We start from the raw sequence: 21,894 nt of genomic DNA, 5'->3' as shown, positions 1-21,894 counted from the left end.
ATGAACTCACAGCAACCTCTCTCAAATTTGCAACGGAGTGTTCCCACATCTACCCAAGGATCAAGTTTAGCTGATATCTTAGAACGGGTATTAGATAAAGGGATTGTTATCGCTGGGGATATTTCTGTTTCCGTCGGTTCAACAGAACTCCTCAATATTAGAATTCGGTTGTTAATTGCTTCGGTGGATAAAGCCAGAGAAATTGGGATTAATTGGTGGGAAAGTGATCCCTATTTAAGCAGTCAGGCGAAAGTTTTAGCCGCCAGTAATCAACAATTATTAGAACAGGTGAAATTATTAGAGGAGGAAGTCAAAGCATTAAAAGCTTTAACAGCACAAAAACAACCCGAAGAAACGCAATAATATGAACTTTGGGTTATAAATCGCTTCCGATTTCATCTATTGTAGCCGAGGTGAACCTATGGTTCTAATCGGGATTAATGTTCGGGTTTTCTAATCCATTTTTCAATATTGTTTTGTTTTTCAAAAGATTGTCAGGAAATATTGATATTTTATTGAAAATTACTCTCAAATAGTTGACGAATTGATGGGGGTTCTGGTAGACTATAAAAAACACCACCCAAGGGGTTATTCTGTCTATGGGTCAAAATTGAGGTTAAAACCCTGATGCCATCGTCAAATATCTTGAATTGCTGACAGAATTCTTGCTTGGCGATGCACGAGTTTTTGAGAGGGACAGTTCAACCCTAGAAAGGACTCTTGACAAAATCAATAACTTATGTATTGAGGGGAAATAGCGATCGCCTACGGTGGCGCGAAGCCCATCGCAATGACAAGGGAATGTTTAGGTTATCTCTGAAGGGAGTTATTTAATAATAAAATGGGGATAACTCTGCCCAGTGTCTAAACGGTATCCTCTACACCTAAGCTTTTGATTATTAATAGTTTTCTCGATAATTCTCTACTGAATTCGATATCTCTGTTTTGCCAAAGGTTTTGTGATCACGACGGATAAAACCGGATGGATTTCTGCCCTCGGCATCATTAAGAAATATTGAACAGTCCTTAAATTAATCTGAAAAATGCCCTAAAATTCAACAGGGCGAATCACAATGAGGAAAATTAAAGTATCTCAAATTTGTTAATTACTAATTTGTCATCAGTTGTTGACGATTTCCAGAAAAAAAACAGGCTGAAGGTTGAAAAACTAACAATTTAAGCCTTTCAACAACAGCCCTGCGAATATATTAAACAACCTTGACCGTAAACCGAATCAAGATTGCTAACAACCAATACTCAACAGTTTAACGGAAAAAATTATGGGAAAACCGACTGGCTTTCTGGAATATGCCCGCGAACTTGCTGCGGAACTCGCCCCCCTAGATCGAGTTGGGAATTGGGATGAATTTCATCTCCCGATGGAGGATGATAAACTTCGCACCCAAGCCGCCCGGTGTATGGACTGTGGCACTCCCTTTTGTCATACAGGAACCATTATTAGTGGGATGGCAAGCGGTTGTCCGATCAATAACCTGATTCCCGAATGGAACGATTTAATTTATCGCGGACTTTGGAAAGAAGCCTTAGACCGTCTCCACAAAACTAATAATTTCCCTGAATTTACAGGTCGGGTTTGTCCGGCGCCTTGTGAGGGTTCCTGTGTTCTGGGCATTCACAACCCTCCGGTTACGATTAAAAATATTGAATGTTCAATTATTGATAAAGGCTGGGATGAAGGTTGGATCACTCCTGAACCTCCTAGCAAACGCACGGGAAAGAAAGTCGCGGTGATTGGTTCTGGCCCTGCGGGATTATGTGCGGCGGCGCAACTGAATAAAGCGGGTCATTGGGTCACGGTCTTTGAACGGGCTGACCGTCCAGGGGGATTATTAATGTATGGTATCCCCAATATGAAACTCGATAAAGAACAGGTGGTACTACGACGGCTGAAGGTGCTGGAAGACGAAGGCGTTAAGTTTATTTGCAATACCGAAGTTGGCAAGGACTTTCCCGCCGAAAACCTGTTAAAAGAATTTGATGCGGTGATTTTGTGTACCGGGGCGACCAAACCCCGTGATCTTCCCATTGCAGGGCGAGATCTCAAGGGAATTCATTTTGCGATGGAGTTCCTGACGGCTAACACCCAAGCGGTTTTAAATCGACAACCCGGAAGTGATTTTATCTCCGCCGAGGGGAAAGATGTGGTGATTATTGGAGGGGGAGATACGGGGACAGACTGTGTAGGCACTTCTATTCGTCACGGTTGCAACAGTGTGGTGCAGTTGGAAATTTTACCCAAACCTCCCTTAGAACGGGCTGCCAATAACCCCTGGCCGGAATGGCCGAAGGTTTACAAAATGGATTATGGTCAGGAAGAAGCGGCAGCAAAATTTGGGGCTGACCCCCGTGTTTATCTGACCACCGCCACGAAGTTTGAAGGGGATGACAATGGCAATGTTACAGCCATTCATACCGTTGAGGTGGAGTGGGCGAAAAATGAGAAGGGTCAGTTTATTCCACAGCACATTCCGGGGACAGAAAAGGTGATCCCCGCGCAATTAGTGTTATTAGCGATGGGATTTTTAGGGCCGGAACAACCGCTATTAGATGCTTTGGGTTTAGAACGGGATGCCCGCAGTAATGTTAAAGCTGAACATGGCAAGTATGCTACCAGTATTCCGGGGGTGTTTGCGGCGGGTGATTGTCGTCGGGGTCAAAGCCTTGTGGTTTGGGCGTTTAATGAAGGTCGTGGCGCTGCCCGTGAATGTGATTTATATTTGATGGGACAGACGGATTTACCTTAATTTGTTGTTAGAAATCCCTCCTGTTTTTGGGGGGATTTTTGACGTTTTGCGGGTGTTATTGGAGAGTTTGAAGAAATTAGCGATCGCCTTACTCTTTATGTTCTCCAGTTTTCTAGGGTTAAATTGATAACGGTTTGGATGCGGGTGAAGTCGCTATCAGATGTTACTAAGGTCAGATCATGAAACCGAGTAATAGCAGCTATCCACAGATCATTTTCATCAAAACCTAATTCTGTAATTTTAGTTGTTTTTCGTTTCGTTTTTTGTTGGGGGCCAAATTCCTTGATTAAGGCTGCTTTAATCTGTCCATAGACTTTGGCTATTTCTTCATCAATATAATAAACTCTAATATCTTCAATAAATTGGTTGATCAAGCTTAAGTTTTGCTGTTTATTTTTAGAATTTTCTGCCATGTAAATTAGCTCACCTGCTGTAATAACTGAGGTGGCTATATTGGTTTCTCCTATTTGTTTTATGGTTTGGATAACAGCTTGGTTTTCTAGGAGAATAAGGCTACAGTGATTGGTATCTAAAAGGTACATTATTCAAAAGGATTAATATGTTTATTGGTTAATACTTTTCCTCTAGTTTGATTTACGAAGTCAAGACAGTCCTCTAAGTCATCACCAACCCATTGACCTGCGTTTCGTAATACCGATTGACCAGAAGCAGGTTTATAGGCTATTGTTTCTGACAATAGGGGATGAATATTTTGGGAATTCTCTTGTTGTTTAATAAATTCAACAAATTTAGCAATTGTCTTTAGGTTTTTAGGGGAGATTTGTAAAAGATTTTTCTCGATTTGCTTTCGCAGTTCAATAGTATTCATAATATTAATAGAGGATAATGGGTTTAATTTTAGTCTAGGATGATTCATCTTCATCAAATACAGGAGGCCAGATCTCTGAAACGACTAATTCCCATCCGGGGAGGAGATCGCTTAGGGTTAAAATATCACCATTTCCTAATACAATGATAGGCTGATTAGGTTGGTAAACTTCCAGTTGACAGGTATCGGGATCAATTAGAATGGCAACTTTAACCCCTTGTTGCAGATACACTTGAATTTTATCTCGGATTTTTTTGAGGCGATCGCTTTGAGATTTAACTTCAACAACTAAATCGGGAACGAGAGTGGCAAAATAGCGAATACTACGGGGAAGGCGATGGCGCAACACAAAAGACACATCCGGCGCTTTTAAGTCACTATTGGGTAAAATAAACCCCCCTGCGGAGTCAAAAACACGACCCAGGCGACGGGGTTTGACCCAATTACTGAGTTGACAAGCAAATTCTAGGGAAACTTCACTGGCGACGATATCTGATGGGCCGATAATGGTAATATTACCTTGTTCGATTTCAATTTGATAGTCCAAGCCAGCTTCACTCAGGACTGACTCAATGCGTTCTAGGTCTTTGACGGTCATTTGAGGCATGGTAAAGAAGTCCAAATTGATTGTTATGACTGATTTGATAGAAAATGGGATCGCTCTTTTAACTTGACTCAAATTATATCTTGAGGAAAAATTTGTTGAACAGTATTTACGAAAACCGCAACGGGAAAATTCTATATTTGATTGGGCTTTAAAATTAGGAGGTTACAATGGAAACTAGCGATCGCACATCTCAGGAATATCAGACCGCTTTAGGGATTAACGATTGGGATTATTTTCTACCCAGAAATCATGTGAATAGTCCGGTGGAGGGCAAAGAGTATCGGATTTTTCAACCCCAATGGAAACAGATCATTTTATTCTGGTTGGGGCGTGATGATATCAATTCAGAGGAAAAAGAAGCATTTATTCAGAAGTTAGTTAATTTTGATGATGGGTGTGGAGAGTGGAGTTATGCAAAAGTAGATAGAGGTTTTTATGAATATCATGCCTATCTTTTGGCTGCTGCGGGAATTAATAATTTTAAACAATGTAGTTTATCTGATGAAATTATAGAACAGATTGTTAAATGGGCTTATGGTTATTTTGATATTGAAAAGCAAGAAAGGATAACTTTTATTTACCTAATATGGCAAGGTGCAAAAATAGTATTAGCAGAGAAAATCAGAGAAAAAGTTATTACTAATTTAATTCAAGTCTTAGAAACCACTGGGTATCGAGATATGTTTGCCAATACCAAGATTTTAAAGGAAATTGCCGTTGGAAATGAGTTAGCAATACAGGCGTTAATTCGGGTTTTAGAAACTACTGAGGATAAAACTACTCGCCACTGGGTTGTCATTGATTTGGGGGAAATTGCCATGGGAAATGAGTTAGCAATACAGGCGTTAATTCGAGTCTTAAAAACTACTGAGGATAAAACTACTCGCCACTGGGTTACCCTGAATTTAGGGGAAATTGCCATGGGAAATGAGTTGGCAATACAGGCGTTAATCCAAGTATTAGAAACCACTGATGATAGAGTGACTCGTTGGACGGTTGCCAAGAGTTTAAGGAAAATAGCCGTTGGAAACGAGTTAGCGCTACAGGAGTTAATTCGGATCTTAGAAACCATTGGTGATGAAGATATTCGCTGGATGGTTGCCTATATTTTAGGGGAAATTCACCCTGAAAATGAGTTAGCAATACAGGTGTTAATTCGGATCTTAGAAATCACTGGGGATGAATATATTCACAGGTTAGTTGCCGAGGAGGGTCTAGGGAAAATTCCCGTTGGAAACGAGTTAGCAATACGGGAGTTAATTCGAGTCTTAGGAACCACTGAGGATGAAGATACTCGCAGGTGGGCTGCCTATATTTTAGGGAAAATTGCCGTTGGAAATGAATTAGCAATACAGGCGTTAATTCAAGTATTAGAAACCACGGAAAATGAGTATGAATATACTCGCTGGATGTTTGCCTCTAGTTTATGGAAGATTGACCCTGAAAATCAGTTAGCAATACAGACGTTAATTCAAGTATTAGAAACCACTGAGACTGAATGGCTTCGCAGCATGGCTGCGGATAGCTTAGGAGAAATTGGCCCTAGAAATGAGTTAGTAAGACGGGCGTTAATTCAGGTTTTAGAAACCACTAAGGATGAAGATACTCGCTGGACGGTTGCCTATAATTTACGGAAAACTACCGTTGGAAATGAGTTAGCAATACAGGATTTAATTCAAGTATTAGAAACCACTGAGGATGAATATACTCGCAAGTGGGTTGCCTATATTTTTTGGGATATTGCCGTTGGAAATGAGTTAGCAATACGGGCGTTAATTCAAGTATTAGGAAGCATTAAGGATGAAGATGCTGGCAGTACGGTTGCCGAGTGTTTAGGGGATATTGCTGTTGGAAATGAGTTAGCAATACGGGTGTTAATTCAAGCATTAGAAACCACTGAAGATGAAGATACTCGCAGGTGGGTTGCCGAGAGTTTAAGGAAAATTGACCCTGAAAATGAGTCAGCAATACGGGCGTTAATTCAAGTATTAGAAACCACTGAAGATGAATATACTCGCAGTACGGTTGCCTATAGTTTAGGGGAAATTATCGTTGAAAATGAGTTAGCAATACGGGCGTTAATTCAAGTATTAGAAACCACTGAAGATGAATATACTCGCCGTACATTTGCCGAGAGATTAGGGGAAATTGCTGTTGGAAATGAGTTAGTAATACAGGAGTTAATTAGAGCATTAAAAACCACTCAGGATAAATATATTCGCTGGTCGTTTGCCTATAGTTTAGGAAAAATAATTCAAACCGAAAAACAATATGCAGATGTAGTTTCTGCCATCAAATATGACCTAACTAATGAAGTTTACAAGAATAATTTTGATCGGTTTGAAAGCTGCTATGACCTTCTCTGGCAATGCGCCCAAAATCTGCCTTATCCCAAATTTTATCAAGCATGGTATCCCAACACCCTGACCCCCCATCCTGAAATAACCAATAATACCCCCGTTGAGGTATTGCCAACGGTGCAAAAATTAGAACAACAAAACACCGATATTTCTACCCAACTTTCTCACCTCCCCGTCCACTGCATCAACGTCAACAAACTACTAACCCTCAACATCAAAAACGAATTTATCCAAGCCTTTTGTAACCGTCTTTATCAAAAATTATTACCCGATGGAACTCCCCCCGACGTGCAAACCCTCGCTAACCTAGAAACCAAAATTATCCACCTGAAACAGAAACTCCAAACCCCCCATCTGTTCATTTTATTACTCGCAGATGGGACACCCACCCCCGAAGTCATCGACTATTGCGACTATCTCACGGACGTCTTACACCTTGGTTGGGTAACTCCCGACCCCCTCCCGTTACCATTCCCGCAACGTTCCTTTGTGGCGTCGCAGGAGAATTTGTTAGCGGCGGTTGAAAGTTGGGTTGCAGAATATTAATTAACCCATTATCAAGAATTTATTGAGTTTAATTCTTGATTTTGTTAACTTTAAATTGTTGGGAAGAAAGCCCTGAAAAGTTTACTACGGTTTGAAGGGGTTTTTAACTAAATTAGAGTTATAATATCGGGGATCAGAGGTGACTTCTTCTCCGATCCAATCAGGAATATCAATATTTTGATCTTCGGTTTCTAGTTCCACTTCGGCTAAGATTAATCCTTGATTTTCTCCCCAAAATTCGTCTACTTCCCAGATTAAATTCCCGATATTAATTTTATATCGTGTTTTTTCAATAAAAGGGCGATCGCATAAGGTTTCTAATAATTCTTGAGCATCTTTAACGGGGATTTTATACTCAAATTCTGCCCGTTTCATTCCCGTTGTTGACCCTTTAATGGTTAAATAGCCTTGTTCTCCTACCACCCGCACTCGAACTGTTCGTCCATTATTGTTGCTAATATAGCCTTGACGATAGATTTCTCCAACGCCAAGCGATCGCCATCCATCCCCTTCGACTAAAAATTTCCGTTCAATTTCCGTTGCCATTTGCAGTGATTAAAAAAATCAGTTATACCTATATTTTAGCACAAATTTTTTATCTTTCACGTTCTCCTCTTGTGAGCCATAATGATTATTTTAGTGATGGGGGTTTCCGGTTCTGGGAAATCAACAATTGGTCAACTTTTGGCGGAATCTTTGCAGTGGCAATTTTACGATGCTGATGATTTTCACTCTCCCGAAAGTATTGCTAAAATGAGCAAAAATATTCCCTTGCAGGATAGTGATCGAATGCCTTGGTTAATGCAGCTTCAAAAGGCGATTGACCACTGGTTAGAAACTCAAAATAATGTCGTTTTAGCTTGTTCTGCATTGAAAGATTCCTATCGTATAATGTTATGGAGAGATCCTCAGCAAATGCGCTTAGTTTATTTAAAAGGGCCAGAAAAATTAATTCAACAACGGCTCCAAAGTCGGTATAATCATTTTATGTCTGCTGATCTGCTCGATACTCAATTAGACATTTTAGAAGAACCTAAAACGGCTTTATATGTTGATATTTCCGATTCCCCCTTAGAAATTGTAGATCAAATTAAAACCTATTTGCAGTTACAACCTTAAGTTTAAATGATCCATGACTGAACAATTTAACTCCTCTTCATTCTCTAATCTTTCTCGTCGTTCTGTCCTCAAATTTTTAGGGGTTGGTGCAGTAACAGGGGTATTAGGATATTCTCGATTTCATAAACCTGAACCTGCGATTTTTCAACCAGATATGATTAATTTACCGCAATTTTTAGAGCAACCGAAGCACGTTGTTATTGTCGGTGGAGGATTAGCAGGATTAGCCTGTGGGTATGAACTCAGTCAACGGGGATTTAAAGTTACTGTATTAGAAAAGTCTCCTCAATTGGGCGGTAAAATTGCAAGTTGGGATATTCAAGTGGGCGATAAAACCTTTAAAATGGAACATGGATTTCATGGTTTTTTCCCTCAATATTATAACTTAAATTCTTTAGTTAATCAACTTAAAATTAAAGATAATTTCATATCTTTAGAATCCTATGCGGTTGTTTTTAGGAATAACCAATATCAACCCGAAATTTTTCGTCCTAGTCGGTCTGCATTTCCTTGGAATGTGGTTGATTTAGGAGTATCTTCTCCCAATCGGTTAAACTGGGGAATTAATCTAACCCATCTCAATCATTGGAAAGTCTTTCGAGAAATTGGAGGGTTTAAAATTCCGAATAGTTATCAACGGTTAGATGAGATTTCCGTTGCAGATTGGGTGCGTGAAGATTTCCCCCAAGGATTATATGATTTATATTTTCTTCCCTTTGCAAAATCCAGTTTAAATGCACCGGATAAACTGAGTGTGGGGGAACTGATGCAGTTTTTTCATTTCTATTTTTTTGGGAATCCTGAAGGGTTAGCCTTTAATGGAACTCGTCAAGATATGGGAACCAGTTTAGTCCAACCTTTAGTGAATGCAATTCAAGAAAAAGGGGGAGAAGTTTTAACAGAAATAACCGTTAGTCATTTTAACTGGAATCAAGGTCAAATTGACTCGATTACTTATGTCCAAGGAAATGCAATTAATTCAGTTCCATTTTGGGTAACATCTAATCCTATTATATCCTCTAAAGGGTTTGAATATTTTGGCAATGCTGATGATGTTTATGCCGTATCTACCCAAAATAATACAGCTATTTCTTTACACTGTACCCATCAAGGCTGTACTGTAAAAATGGCAGAGGATGGATATTTTCACTGTCCGTGTCATGGTGCTGTTTTTAATCAAAAAGGTGAGGTTATTTCGGGGCCAGCACAACGAAATTTACAACAATATCAAGTGATTCAAAGACAGAATGACCAAGTGCAGTTAGTACAAGAAATCACCCAACCCCCCAAAAATTGGGGGGAGGAGGGAAACTTTAAACGAGGGGTAAGTGATTCTGATGATAATACAACAGCAGCAAATTCATCTGTTATCCCTGCTACAAATTCTCCCCAAATGATTCAAGCGGATTATTATGTATTGGCGACGGATATTCCAGGAACACAGCAGTTATTTACTTTAATGACAGGGGATATTAATGTGCAGATTAAGCAACAAATTGAACAATTACAAGTTGCTGACCCTTTTGCGGTTTGTCGCTTTTGGTTTGACCGAGATTTTCCTTGGGAATATAGCCATTTTACCTCTTTATCGGGTTATGATTTAACCGATAGTATTACTCTTTATCATTGTATCCAAGATGAATATATTCAATGGCATCAAGAAACGGGAGGAAGTGTTGTTGAATTACACGCCTATTGTTATAAAGAAACTGAATTTCCAACTCAAGAAGCGTTATTAACGACGTTTGAACAAGAACTTTATGAAATTGTTCCCGAATTAAAATCCGCCACTTTATTACATCGAGAATTAGTCAATCAGAAAAATTTTGCTGGATATCCCCCCGGAAGTTATGCCAATCGTCCGGTGACAAATTCTGGGGTTTCTAACTTAATGTTTGCGGGAGATTGGGTTAAAATGCCGTTTCCTTGTGGTTTAATGGAAAGAGCCATTAGTAGTGGTTTATTAGCCGCTAATGAGATTTTACATCAGGAAGGGTTGCAAAGGCGATCGCTTTTTTCCGTCACTCCAGAAGGCTTTTTAAAGATATAGCCATTCTAAATAAATTTTAATATTTTACGGTAGGGGTTGGGAGACCCAACCCCTACCGGGACTTAAATATAAATAGAAAAAGGATATAACTGGATTATAATAAGTTTAATTTAGGTTTTGGCTTGAAATTTTTTAAGTTCCGTTACTGGATTAATGACCACTGACTACCATGATAAATTCTAATATTAGACAGTTAGAAATTAATTTTAATTACTGGTATGTTGTTGCCAGCAGTAAAGAAGTTAAAAACCAACCTTTAGGAGTAAAATTATGGAATCAAAATATTGTTTTATTTCGGGATAATTCAGGAACAATTCATGCTTTAGAAGATCGCTGTCCCCATCGACAAGTTAAACTAAGTCATGGTAAAATAATTGAGAATAATTTAGAATGTGCGTATCACGGTTGGCAATTTAATCCTCAAGGAGACTGTGTAAACGTTCCCTATTTAGATGATAACCAAAAATTACCTAAAAATTGCAAAATTCGACAATACCCCGTTAAAGAATTAGATGGGTTTATCTGGTTATTTCTGGGAGAAAATGCTACAGAAACTCAACCGTTAGGGGTTCCTGAATGGGATGATTTGAATTATATTGCAACGGTTTCCGTTATCCATTATCAAGGGCATTTTTCCTTTTTAATTGAAAATTTAATGGATATGTATCACGGACATTTACACCAAGATTGGCAAGCGTGGACAGATGCTAAATTAGACAAAATCGAAGAAACTGAAAACCGAGTTGATGCTTACTATCAAGCGCAGAGTTATTATAAAATTGATAAAATTTGGTCAATTTCTCAGCTATTTTTTCCCAGTTTAAGACAACTTCATCCTGAACCTCTAACGGTTAGTTATATTTATCCCCACTGGTTTTCTACCTTGGGAGAATATTTTAAAATCTATTGTTTATTCTGTCCGGTTAGTTTAACCGAAACCCGTGCATATTTAATTCATTTTACCTCTTTAAACGCTTTTTGGCGACTCCATAAACTCCCTATTAAATTTAGAAAATTTGTTAAAGATTTATGTTTTGGTTCCGCACAAAAACTATTAGACGGGTTAGTAAAACAAGATATTTTAATGATAGAAGAAGAACAACAAGCTTATTTACAATATCCCCAACGCCAAGGATATGAATTTAATCGCACCATTAAAAGTGTTCAACGGTTAATTAAACGTCAAGCTGAATCCTTAACATGAGCTTTTTGTTTTAAAATTAATAAAGTAATATCATCAAACTGTTTTTGTTCACCCCGAAACATCACAACATCATTGATAACCGCTTGTTTAATGTCTTCAATGGGGTTATGCCAATTTTTAGAAATTACATTACAAAGACGATTTAACCCATATTGTTCTTTACTCAAATTGAACGTTTCAGTAATTCCATCCGTATATAAAACGACTCCATCTCCCGCTTTTAACTCAACAGTTGTAGAATCAATAAATTCTGTAATCTCTTCATCTAATGCAATGGGAATTCCTAAATCCATCGTATCAATTCGTTCAATTGTACCATTAGAACGGACAATCAAAATCTCTTCATGTTGTCCACTTACTGTTAATAATCCTTGATAATAATTTAACAGAACTAAAGTTAAATTCCGGTCAACATTCATCCGTTCCACATTTTTATAAAGCGTGCGGTTGAGAATGCTTAAAAACTGAATCGGGTCAGTTTCACGAACTTCCTTGAGGGTGCGAATTCCGGTTTGCGTCATTAACATTAAAATCCCACTTTCTAACCCATGTCCGGTGACATCTCCAATTCCTAAAGTTACCACACCATCGGTTTCTAAAACATCATAATAATCTCCCCCCACTTCCTCTGCGGGTTCCATAAATCCCAAAATTTCTAATTCATGAATAGTAGCAAGTTCTTCCGGTTTGGGTAAAATCATTTGTTGTAAACGTCGAGTAACTTCTAATTCTGTTGCTAACCGTAAATTTTCAGCATGGAGACGACTAATATTAATATGGGTACGAATTCTAGCTAACAGTTCATCTTTAGCAAAGGGTTTCATCATATAATCATTCGCACCCATATTTAACCCGGTAACAATATCTTGTACTTGGGTTTTAGCGGTTAATAAAATAATCGGTAATTCTGTTGCATTGAAGCGTTCTCGAAGTTTTTGAGTCACTTCATATCCAGTAATTTTAGGCATCATCACATCTAATAAAATCATATTCGGTTTAAGTCCATGCTCAATTAACTCTAACGCTTCTTCTCCATTAGTAGCTTGAAAAACGGCATAATTATTTAATGAAAGATTATTAAATAAAACTTGACGGTTAACCACTTCATCATCCACAATTAAAATTTTGATTGTTTCCGGAGAATAATCCATAAACGGTTTAGAAAAGTTGGGATTAATCGCAATTAAAGGATTAATTTGTAACGGTTTGCTCAAATTTTTAACCCGATTTTCCGATGGGTTTTTAATCGTATTTTCAGCAATAGGGAGGGTAAATGTAAATTGAGAACCGATTCCTAACTCAGACTGAACCGTAATTTTACCGCCATGTAATTCCACCAATTGTTTTGTAATGGTTAATCCTAATCCTGTCCCGCCATATTCCCTCGCCGTAGACCCTTCCGCCTGTTCAAAGGATTCAAAAATTCGCTCTAATTTATCCGCAGCAATTCCAATTCCAGTATCAGAAATCGTAATCGCCATTTGAGGTTTTTCCGTTTCCGATAAAATTCGGGCTGATATTTCTACAATTCCTTCTGAAGTAAATTTAATGGCATTTCCAATTAAATTATATAGAATTTGTTGTAAGCGATTTTCGTCGGCTTCTGCTAAGGGAAATTCGGCTGGAATGCGATTAATAATATGCAGATCTTTTTGAGTAATTAAGGGTTGACTCAGAATAGAAACCGCATTAACAATACTATAAACATCCACAGGTCGCAACTGCAATTCAATATTTTTGTGACGCAGTTTAGAGAAATCTAAAATATCACCCACTAAACTCGATAAACGCCGACCACTCGCAACAATCATCGCTAAGTTGCTATTGGTTTCTGATGGTAAATCACCCGTTACTCCCTCGATTAAAGATTCAGCAATCCCAATAATTCCATTCAAAGGTGTTCGCAATTCATGGGAGGTATTCGCCAGAAATTCATCTTTTAATTGATCTAAATCTTGTAATTCTTTATTTTTAGCTTCTAAAATTGTAAAAGATTCTTTAAGCTGTTTTGCCATGCGATTAAACGATCTTCCTAATTGACCGAGTTCGTCCTTGCGTTTTAAATTAACCGTTTGTTCCCAGTTTCCTTGAGCAATTTGTTTCGCTGCAATATTTAATTGTAAAATCGGTTTAACAATCCATTGTGCCGTTAATAATCCTATCACTGTAGCTCCTAATAATGCCAAACTACATAAAATAATTGTTGTGCGAGTATTAGTATTAATTTGTTCCATAAAATCAGATTCAGGAACCACCACCAAAATTAACCAATTAACCGTTTTTCCTTTTTGAAAGGGTAAGACTTTAACAAAATAGCGTTCACGGTTCCATGTAAATTCGAGATCTTTTCCTTGTTTAATATTGTTCAGATTCCCTTGAGTTTGACTTAAATACTTTGCTGTTGCTTGGGTTAATAAATTTTTACTGTTAATAGCCGGAAATAACTGCCTTTCATTATTAATTTCTTGAAAAGGTTTTTCTAAGGTTGATGTGGCTAACAACGTGCCCTTACTATCGATTAAAAAAGTTTGTCCTGATTTCCCTACCTTTAATCGGTTTAAAAAATCTCCAATTCCATCTAACCGTAAAGCTGTATTCAGAACCCCCTGAATTTGTTGGGTTTGAGGATTATAAACCGGGAGTAAAGCACTCATTAATAATGTCGGTTCTAATAAGGATAAATAAACGGAACTCCAAGTGGTGCCTCCCGCTTTCACTGCGTCTTGATACCAAACCCCCTTGCGGGTATCAAAATCTTTAACAATGGTTGCAACTTTTGTGCGATCGCCTTTATTATTGGTTTGATAAGAATAGAAGTCAAAATTGGTAAATGTATCAACAACATTAATTCTTAATGAACCATCACCCAACTGTTCCCCGGTGCGTTCCTGACCCGCCGCATTGGTAACTTTAATAAAATTAATCTCAGGAAAAATTTGAACTTGTCCCCAGAGATATTTTTCCCAAGAGTTTAAATTTTTTAAGGTTAAAGTTCCTGAACGGATTAAATTTAAGTTCGTTTGATTAATCTTTTCAGGAACCGTTAAATACGCTTCTAAATTTTGTTCAACCCGCGCACTAATTTCATTTTGTAACTGACTAACAACTTCATGAACAGATTTCTGACCCGCTTGAAATGATAGCCATCCCACAACGCCAACCGCCCCAAAAATTTGAAGTAAAAATGGTACAATCAAAACCGTTCGGATCGGAATTGGATGCCGAGATTTCCGAACAATTTTGAACCAGATTAACTGAACTTGAGGTAAGCGAATTGACATAGATTATAGGAAGTTATTAAATTAATTGAACCCTATCCTGTCTACATCTTAGACCCACCGAGATCAATTTCTTCTCCCCAACGTTTCAACTGACCGACTTCAATATCAAACAAATCAAGAACCCGACAAACGGTATTTGTCACCATTTCATCAATTGACTCCGGCATCGTATAAAATGCAGGAACCGGAGGCATAATAATTCCCCCACATTCAGTCACGGTTAACATATTTTTGAGATGAATGGCATGGAGAGGGGTTTCCCGCACCATTAAGACTAACCGACGGCGTTCTTTGAGTACCACATCCGCCGCGCGGGTGAGGAGGTTACTCGTTACCCCCGTTGCAATTTCAGCTAAGGTTTTCATTGAACAGGGAAGGATCACCATCCCCATCGTCCGAAAGGAACCACTCGATATCGCTGCTCCCACATCGTTAATAGAATAGCTGACGCTGGCTAGATTGTGAAGGTGTTTCGCATCGAGTCCTAACTCATGGGTTCTGGTGATTTCTCCCGCACGGGAAACGACAAGATGGGTTTCTACATCGGTTTTCTGTAGGAGTTCCAACAAACGCACGGCATAAATAATACCACTCGCCCCACTAATACCAACGATGAGACGTTTAGAACTGGTCATGTTGACAAATTGGAGGCTTAACAATTTCAATTCTTATATTTTAGCTGAATCCGAGCCAAAAATCTCATGTCCTCTCTTAATTTCCCAGAAAGAACACTCCGTTTTTGCATTCTCTTCTAGGAAATAAAACAGTTTTGGGGGCTTTTTTGTCAGGTATTGAGAGGGTTCAGATTTTTTGTTCCAACTTCATTAAGGCTTGAATTCGAGCTTCTGTAGACGGGTGAGTTGAAAATAAATTTGCCATGCTATTTGAGTTGGAAATTTGCTAACACCAGGAGAGAATACAGCCCTCGATCATAGGAGTTTATGGAATTCCTGAGAACGGAGTTGTTATACTAAACAAGAATAATTTTACCATAAACGCAGAAATCTATGAGAGAACTGTTAGCGGATGCCTTGGAGGTCTTTGATCGACACAGTGGTTGGATTATTTGGAATCTGTTTTTGGCGTTTATTCCCTTAGTCTTAAGTTTTTGGCTGTTTCGGAGGAGAAGTATTTCTCGAACTTGGTTTTGGTGGATTATTTATGTTATTTTTATTGCTTTTTTACCCAATGCACCTTATTTACTCACGGATATTATTCATTTAATTCGCGCAACTCGTGCAGGGTATTCGGTTTGGATTATTACTCTAATTTTTATTCCCCTTCATCTCTTTGCCATTCTGAGTGGGTTAGAAGCTTATGTTGTTTCGTTAATTAATCAAAATCATTATCTCAGAAAGGAAGGAGCAAAACAATATATTTTTCTGTCGGAAATCATGACGCATCTTTTGTGTGCGATTGGAGTATTCATGGGACGATTTCGGCGCTTTAATAGTTGGGATTTAGTCACTCAGCCGGATGTAGTTCTCTCTAAAACCTTAGATGATTTAACGACTAAAAAGCCTTTATTAGTTATTTTTATTACTTTTATTGCGATTACAATCTCCTATACTTTAATGAAGCAGGTTACGTTTGGTTTAATGCTTCAGTTTCGACGGCTTTATTTAGGGTTAGATGAATTAGATCCCGAAGAAATTATCAAGCGATAAATTAGAATAAGAGACAGGATGAAAGCCATTTTGAATCTCTTAATAGCTTGGACAAAGCCCTAGATTATTCCCGATCAAAGCGACAAACATATTTTGGATTAATCGGACATTGAGTAGAGGTGAGTGGATTATCTTGAATAAATAAGAAACGAAGTTTTGTTAAAGCTTTTAAATCGCTAATATCAACAATTTTATTATGGTTGAGATAGATTTCAATTAAACTTGTTAAGCTCTGAAGGGGGGAAATATCAGAAATCTGATTATAACTTAAATTAATTCGGGCTAATTGGGTTAAAGGTTGCAATGGACTAATATCCGTAATTCGATTAAAACTTAAATCCAATTCGTGTAAATTATTCAAAGTTTGTAAGGGAGTGAGATCGGAAATTTGGTTATTATTAAGCTTCAATGAAGTTAAATGAGTTAATCCTTTTAAGGGACTTAAATCAGAAATCAGAAAGGTACTTAAATCTAACCTTTCTTGTTGAGAAAGCATTTGATTCGCGCGATCGCAATCGGAAGTTCCCACTTGTTGTAATAAAACATCCACAGTTCTCCTCGCTTCCGGTAACAACTGTTGACGATTAGAACACCAATCTTGAAAGGTTTTAAAAATAGGTGTATCCGGTTGTGATTGTGCCACACTGGCAGCCGGAAACCCCACAACACTTAACAATAATAAAAGCCCTCCCAGCTTCTGTTTAACTGTCCTTTTTTCTAATAATTGATTCATGGGTTTAAATCCTCCTAAAGGGTTGAAGTTAAGTCTGGAAAGTGACGTTTTAATAAACTTTATAGAGCATTTTAGAATTCCATTAAGTCGTTCTATCGTTAGGGTAGCATATCACCAAAGTCAGGATATTTTTCAATCATCATTGATTCCCGTTGTCTGTCAGATCATCGTTCTCCTGTTCAAGGAATGGCTTCAAAAGCTGTAACTGACGAACAAGCAACAGTTTCAATATTGGGTCTGGGGCAATTTTACCGGATCTCCTAGTGCCATCACGATCACTGCGGGAAGTCAGCCACTCGGGTCGAGGCAAAAAGTCCGAACCCGATAATTTTAATTTTGATAATGATCGTTTAAAATAGAAACTGTATTGTAAAATATTGCGATTAAAATAACAATTGACACAGCGATCGCTAACTTTCCTAATTCCTAAACTTCTAAACCAATGAGTATTCGCGGGATTGACGTTTCTGATTACCAGCCTAACGTAGATTGGCAAGCCGTTGCCCGTTCTGGTATTGCCTTTGCTATTATCAAATCAACCGAAGGAGAAACCTTTGTTTGTGATGTTTTTAAGCGCTATTGGGAACAATCAAAAGCCAATGGTTTAATTCGGGGTGCTTATCATTTTTTCAAACCTGATATAGATCCGATTAAACAAGCCTATCATTTCCTGAAAATTGTTAAACTTCAAGATGGTGATCTTCCTCCGGTTTTAGATATTGAAACCATGGGAGGATTAGAAGCCAAAGCGTTGTGTGATCGGTTAGCACAATGGATAGATGTGATGGAAAAAGAAACCGGTTTTCGTCCTATTATCTACACTTATCCTGGATTTTGGCAAAAGCTCAATACCACTCGTTTTTCTGATTATCCCCTCTGGATTGCTCACTATACCACAGCCGAACAACCGATGATTCCTGGCGGTTGGAAAAGTTGGGTTTTTTGGCAATTTACCGATCAAGGTCAAATAGAAGGAATTAGTGGCGGTGTAGATGTTAATTTATTTGAAAGTGTTCGCAAAGGAGATAAGGGAACAAAAGTTGAAAAAATTCAAAACTTATTGAAAAATCGAGGTTATGATCCGGGGGTGATTGATGGTGCTTTTGGGACTGGAACTGAAACAGCTTTAATCAAATTTCAACAAACTAAACAGTTAGAAGCGGATGGAATTGCTGGGTTAAAAACCTGGACAGCATTAATGGGACGTTCAGATTCTTTTGTATTACCTGTAGGGAACGTTGAACCGACTCCAGAACCCACACCTGCACCCACACCCACACCTGCACCTGTTCCTAGTATTGAATTGATTGATATTTGTAAAATTTACAAAGGAAATCCAGGTCAAGATCAAGTATTAACATGGTTACAACAACAAATTCCCTCAGCCACGTTATTAGAATTTTCTAAACTCTGGCGAAATCAACCCAAAGCTCAAACCACTTCCGTTAAGTTAATTGATGTTTGTAAATATTATCGGGGTTTACCCAGTCAAGATCAAGCCTTGCGTTGGTTACAGGAAAAAATTGCCCCCTCAATTTTAAGTGAATTAGCTCAACAATGGAATCAACAAACCTTACCCATACCCAGTATTAAATTACAAGATGTCTGTAAATATTACAAAGGTTTACCCAACCAAGCAGCGGCTTTAGATTGGTTACAAAGTCAAATTCCTCCTGCTACTTTAGATGAATTTGGGAAGAAGTGGCGACAACCTGCACCCAAAAAATAACCAATCACTCCCTATCGTCGGGTGCGTCAGCAGAAGCGCACCCACCCCCGCAACTAAAATTAATTATCATTCTGCTATAGAAGGGAACATTTTTTGAATCCCTTTGGAATTAACTGAATCTGCAACTACACTCAGGCTAAATTAGTTTTAGACTGCCAATCTTCCCGATTCAGACAATACACAAAACAGTCATCGTCACCAAACCGCCGTGGCTCGACAAATTTAAAGCCAAGACGTTCATAGAAGCGGTGAGCGCGAGTATTATTAGCTAGGGGATCGACAAGGACGGCCGTTACAGTTGATGCTCCAAAACATCGAGCAATGGCAAGCTGCATCATTTCTGTTCCATAGCCTTTGGCCAAATCCTGTTCTTCTCCAATCCAAATATCAATAGCCCGAAGATTTGTTGCAATATCACCCCAATAATGGTCATCCTCACGGGCTGGATCGATGATCTCAACAAATCCAATAGGACGACCCTCCATTTCCGCAATCAATTGTTCCCTCCAATCTGGGGTACGATGAAGTTCCACTTCCCAACCCCAATCATCGTTAGGATCTGCGGAAATTATATGAGGTTGCTCATCCCAGTGTCGCAACAAATCCAAATCATCGGGAGTGGCTGATCGTAGATGAATCATATTCATGGGTACACGAGTTCCAACAAAAACTGNGGAACAGGGAACAGGGAACAGGGAACAGGGAACAGGGAACAGGGAACAGGGAACAGGGAACAGGGAACAGGGAACAGGGAAAGGCTTTCAGAATTTAGTAAAACGTGTCCTGATCGCTTTTGGTACGTCTGTACAACTGTAATGTGTAGTGCTATAGATTTTAACAAGAAATTAACGATTTGAGAGAGTTCCCCCCTAAATTTAATTAATATTTTAATATAACTAGGGGGGCTTTTTAAAGGTTGAATTACAGATTAATTAACTTTTTAGCACGTTCTGCACGAGCTTCAGCAGATTCCATGACCTCGGATAATTTCTCAACGGCTTCACCCGGATAATTTTCTAAAATTCGGGTGGATAGAGAAATCCGATGGCGACCTTCATCTAAACTAATGACCATTGCTTTAATCATTTGACCAATCGGAAAAAGTTCTGCTAAAGATTCAACATATTTTTGACTGACTTCTTTAATATGAATTAGTCCCGTCACTCCTTCAATATCCACAAATACACCGAAGGGTTTAACACCCATGACTTTCCCTTCTACCAATTGACCGACTTCTAATTGACTAAAACCTAGGGATTGAGAGGCTAACCGTTGGGATAAAACAATTTTATTCCGTTCAACATCTAATTCTAAAATGGTGACGCTTAAGGATTGTTCAATTAACGATTCTAAATTGTCTTTTTCTAACAGATGCGATCGCGGAATAAATCCTCGTAAGGAATGAACTTCAACGGTAACACCCCCTCGATTTACTCCCGTGACTCTTGCTTGTAGAGATTGACCTTTATTTTGAATCTCAATCAGATCATCCCACACTTGTTTAATTTCTAATTGTCGGATAGAAAGTAATATTTGACCGTCGGCATTTTGCTCCCGAATAATGAGAAAATCCCGTTCTTCTTTTAAGGGAAGAATTTCGGAAATATCTTCAACGTCTACAACGGAAATTTCTTTTTTGGGAATAAAGCCGGGAGATTTAGCACCTTTAATGTCAATGTATGCACCATCGCTGGTATATGAATCTACCTGACCCTTAACGATTTGCCCTTTATGTAAATCATAACTGTGTTGATCTAGGGCTTTGGCAAAATCATCAAGAGAAAAGGACGGGTTTTTAGTAGCCATAGCAAAAAGTAAAGAAAAACAAAAATTAATCCGTTAGGAACCTGCTTATAACGTTGCTTTCGTCTTCAACAACACTGCAATCCTTTGAGCATAACATAGTTGGACGGGTTGACTGTAATCAGTTATCAGTTATCAGTTATCAGTTATCAGTTACCAGTGTAGAGACGTACTTGGAGGTTACGAGTCCTTCCCCAACTCAAAACTCTGCACTTGGCACATCTATACAGAAGTTAATGATTTCCCCTCTTCCCCTCTTCCCCCCGCTCCCTCTTCCCTTGTCCCCTTGTCCCCTAAGCCCTTAACTGCTGATCAAATAAGGCTTTAACCTGCGTCCAGGCATCTTGGGCTGCTTCGGCGTTGTAGGTACTGCGTTGATCGCAGAAAAAGCCGTGATCAGCTTTATAGCGGAAAATTTTATGGGGAATTTGATGATCTTGCAGGGCTGTTTCGATTTGATCAACTTGTTCGTTGGGAATTAGGGGATCTTCTGTCCCAAAAAAGCCATAGAGAACCCCTTTAATATCTTTTGTGCGAGTCAGGGTTGGTTCCCCTCCACCAGGGGTCATTGTGGGTATTTCACCGCCATAGAAACAAGCGGTAGCTCGAATATCAGCTAAGGTCGAAGCTAAATAAACAACATGACCGCCAAAACAAAACCCAATGGAACCAAATTTTGGGGTGAGGTTGGGGAGGGTTTTCAAATAGTTCAGGGTGGCTTGAATATCGCTTAATAGTTCTGGGGCGGTGGTTTTAGCTTTGTAGGTTCGGCCTAATGTCATATCAGCTTGAGTATAACCGACTTCAAAACCGGGCACTTGACGCTGATAAATGGCAGGGGCGATCGCAATATATCCTTCTTTGGCGATGCGTTCGGTGACATCTCGAATATGGGAATTTACCCCAAAAATTTCTTGAATGACCACAACACCTGGAAATTGACCCTCTCCGGTGGGTTGAGCCAGATAGGCATCAATGTGTAATTCTCCGTTAGGAACCTGAATTTGAGTGGCACGAATGGGTTGATTTGACATAACTTTTCACGGCGTTATCAATAATTGTTAATCCTATACCCAGATATACCAAAATCAGGTAATATAGAAACTATTATTATCAATGTTAATAGTTTAGTTAGGAGATAATAACTCTAATATCTTAGAAATTAAACATCAAAAACAAAGAGGTTAAACCTGAATCCAAT

General features: G+C 38.7%; 18 protein-coding genes. 8 read left to right on the top strand and 10 right to left on the bottom strand.

From position 1 onward, the window contains the following. The gene (locus PL9214_RS05035; protein ID WP_072717739.1) at positions 1–363 is read left to right on the top strand and encodes a gas vesicle protein; all 363 of its coding nucleotides are present in this window, start codon (positions 1–3) and stop codon (positions 361–363) included. A 917-nt stretch (positions 364–1,280) separates the two neighbouring features. Beyond that, positions 1,281–2,765: a glutamate synthase small subunit gene (gene gltD / locus PL9214_RS05030; RefSeq protein ID WP_072717738.1), complete on the top strand. Its 1,485-nt coding sequence runs from the start codon at positions 1,281–1,283 to the stop codon at positions 2,763–2,765. A gap of 95 nt (positions 2,766–2,860) precedes the next feature. Here the strand turns inward: gltD and PL9214_RS05025 are convergent, their stop codons facing one another. Genes PL9214_RS05025 through PL9214_RS05015 form a run of 3 tightly spaced genes read right to left on the bottom strand, consistent with a single transcriptional unit; the run spans position 2,861 to position 4,201 of the window. After that, on the bottom strand, positions 2,861–3,307 hold the full coding sequence (locus PL9214_RS05025) for a type II toxin-antitoxin system VapC family toxin (RefSeq protein ID WP_072717737.1): 447 nt from the start codon (positions 3,305–3,307) through the stop codon (positions 2,861–2,863). Next, complete coding sequence (locus tag PL9214_RS05020) at positions 3,307–3,594, bottom strand: hypothetical protein (protein ID WP_072718662.1); 288 nt, start codon at positions 3,592–3,594, stop codon at positions 3,307–3,309. Before PL9214_RS05020 ends, PL9214_RS05025 begins: the two co-directional genes overlap by 1 nt. 34 nt (positions 3,595–3,628) lie before the next feature. Then, the gene (locus PL9214_RS05015) at positions 3,629–4,201 is read right to left on the bottom strand and encodes a Uma2 family endonuclease (RefSeq protein WP_072717736.1); all 573 of its coding nucleotides are present in this window, start codon (positions 4,199–4,201) and stop codon (positions 3,629–3,631) included. A 167-nt stretch (positions 4,202–4,368) separates the two neighbouring features. Between PL9214_RS05015 and PL9214_RS05010 the strand changes: the two genes are divergently transcribed. Continuing rightward, positions 4,369–7,107: a HEAT repeat domain-containing protein gene (locus PL9214_RS05010; protein WP_072717735.1), complete on the top strand. Its 2,739-nt coding sequence runs from the start codon at positions 4,369–4,371 to the stop codon at positions 7,105–7,107. A gap of 84 nt (positions 7,108–7,191) precedes the next feature. Here PL9214_RS05010 and PL9214_RS05005 read toward each other — a convergent pair whose 3' ends face one another. Then, entirely contained in the window at positions 7,192–7,653 is a 462-nt protein-coding gene (locus tag PL9214_RS05005; protein ID WP_072717734.1) for a CYTH domain-containing protein, read from the bottom strand. An 81-nt stretch (positions 7,654–7,734) separates the two neighbouring features. Between PL9214_RS05005 and PL9214_RS05000 the strand changes: the two genes are divergently transcribed. The 3 genes from PL9214_RS05000 to PL9214_RS04990 all read left to right on the top strand — a co-directional run bounded on the left by PL9214_RS05000 (position 7,735) and on the right by PL9214_RS04990 (position 11,480). After that, complete coding sequence (locus PL9214_RS05000) at positions 7,735–8,226, top strand: gluconokinase (RefSeq protein ID WP_186440296.1); 492 nt, start codon at positions 7,735–7,737, stop codon at positions 8,224–8,226. Between the two features lie 13 nt (positions 8,227–8,239). Further along, positions 8,240–10,276 carry an FAD-dependent oxidoreductase gene (locus tag PL9214_RS04995; protein ID WP_072717733.1) on the top strand — a complete coding sequence of 679 codons (2,037 nt, stop codon included), beginning with the start codon at positions 8,240–8,242 and terminating at the stop codon, positions 10,274–10,276. 169 nt (positions 10,277–10,445) lie between these two features. After that, positions 10,446–11,480 carry an aromatic ring-hydroxylating dioxygenase subunit alpha gene (locus PL9214_RS04990; protein ID WP_072717732.1) on the top strand — a complete coding sequence of 345 codons (1,035 nt, stop codon included), beginning with the start codon at positions 10,446–10,448 and terminating at the stop codon, positions 11,478–11,480. Here the strand turns inward: PL9214_RS04990 and PL9214_RS04985 are convergent. Both PL9214_RS04985 and PL9214_RS04980 read right to left on the bottom strand, forming a co-directional pair. After that, positions 11,459–14,761: a SpoIIE family protein phosphatase gene (locus PL9214_RS04985; protein ID WP_072717731.1), complete on the bottom strand. Its 3,303-nt coding sequence runs from the start codon at positions 14,759–14,761 to the stop codon at positions 11,459–11,461. The genes PL9214_RS04990 and PL9214_RS04985 overlap by 22 nt on opposite strands. Before the next feature lie 41 nt (positions 14,762–14,802). Next, on the bottom strand, positions 14,803–15,396 hold the full coding sequence (locus PL9214_RS04980) for a UbiX family flavin prenyltransferase (protein WP_072717730.1): 594 nt from the start codon (positions 15,394–15,396) through the stop codon (positions 14,803–14,805). Positions 15,397–15,768: 372 nt separating this feature from the next. On the opposite strand from PL9214_RS04980, the gene PL9214_RS04975 reads away from it, so the two are divergent. Beyond that, positions 15,769–16,428 (top strand): DUF1361 domain-containing protein, encoded by a 660-nt coding sequence (locus tag PL9214_RS04975; protein WP_072717729.1) that lies wholly within the window; start codon positions 15,769–15,771, stop codon positions 16,426–16,428. Between the two features lie 64 nt (positions 16,429–16,492). On the opposite strand, the gene PL9214_RS04970 is transcribed toward PL9214_RS04975, so the two are convergent. Further along, complete coding sequence (locus tag PL9214_RS04970; RefSeq protein WP_072717728.1) at positions 16,493–17,161, bottom strand: leucine-rich repeat domain-containing protein; 669 nt, start codon at positions 17,159–17,161, stop codon at positions 16,493–16,495. Between the two features lie 442 nt (positions 17,162–17,603). On the opposite strand from PL9214_RS04970, the gene PL9214_RS04965 reads away from it, so the two are divergent. Continuing rightward, positions 17,604–18,890 carry a GH25 family lysozyme gene (locus PL9214_RS04965; RefSeq protein ID WP_072717727.1) on the top strand — a complete coding sequence of 429 codons (1,287 nt, stop codon included), beginning with the start codon at positions 17,604–17,606 and terminating at the stop codon, positions 18,888–18,890. Positions 18,891–19,021: 131 nt separating this feature from the next. Here the strand turns inward: PL9214_RS04965 and PL9214_RS04960 are convergent, their stop codons facing one another. The 3 genes from PL9214_RS04960 to PL9214_RS04950 form a co-directional block, all read right to left on the bottom strand. Beyond that, entirely contained in the window at positions 19,022–19,531 is a 510-nt protein-coding gene (locus tag PL9214_RS04960) for a GNAT family N-acetyltransferase (protein WP_072718660.1), read from the bottom strand. A gap of 280 nt (positions 19,532–19,811) precedes the next feature. Further along, complete coding sequence (locus PL9214_RS04955; protein ID WP_072717726.1) at positions 19,812–20,696, bottom strand: S1 RNA-binding domain-containing protein; 885 nt, start codon at positions 20,694–20,696, stop codon at positions 19,812–19,814. Between the two features lie 290 nt (positions 20,697–20,986). Next, positions 20,987–21,727: a dienelactone hydrolase family protein gene (locus PL9214_RS04950; protein ID WP_072717725.1), complete on the bottom strand. Its 741-nt coding sequence runs from the start codon at positions 21,725–21,727 to the stop codon at positions 20,987–20,989. Positions 21,728–21,894: the final 167 nt, after the last annotated feature.

The organism is Planktothrix tepida PCC 9214, from assembly GCF_900009145.1.
In the GTDB taxonomy this organism is placed as follows: domain Bacteria; phylum Cyanobacteriota; class Cyanobacteriia; order Cyanobacteriales; family Microcoleaceae; genus Planktothrix; species Planktothrix tepida.
Note: the sequence above shows the minus strand (reverse complement) of the source record. Positions and strands in the feature narration are given on the sequence as shown.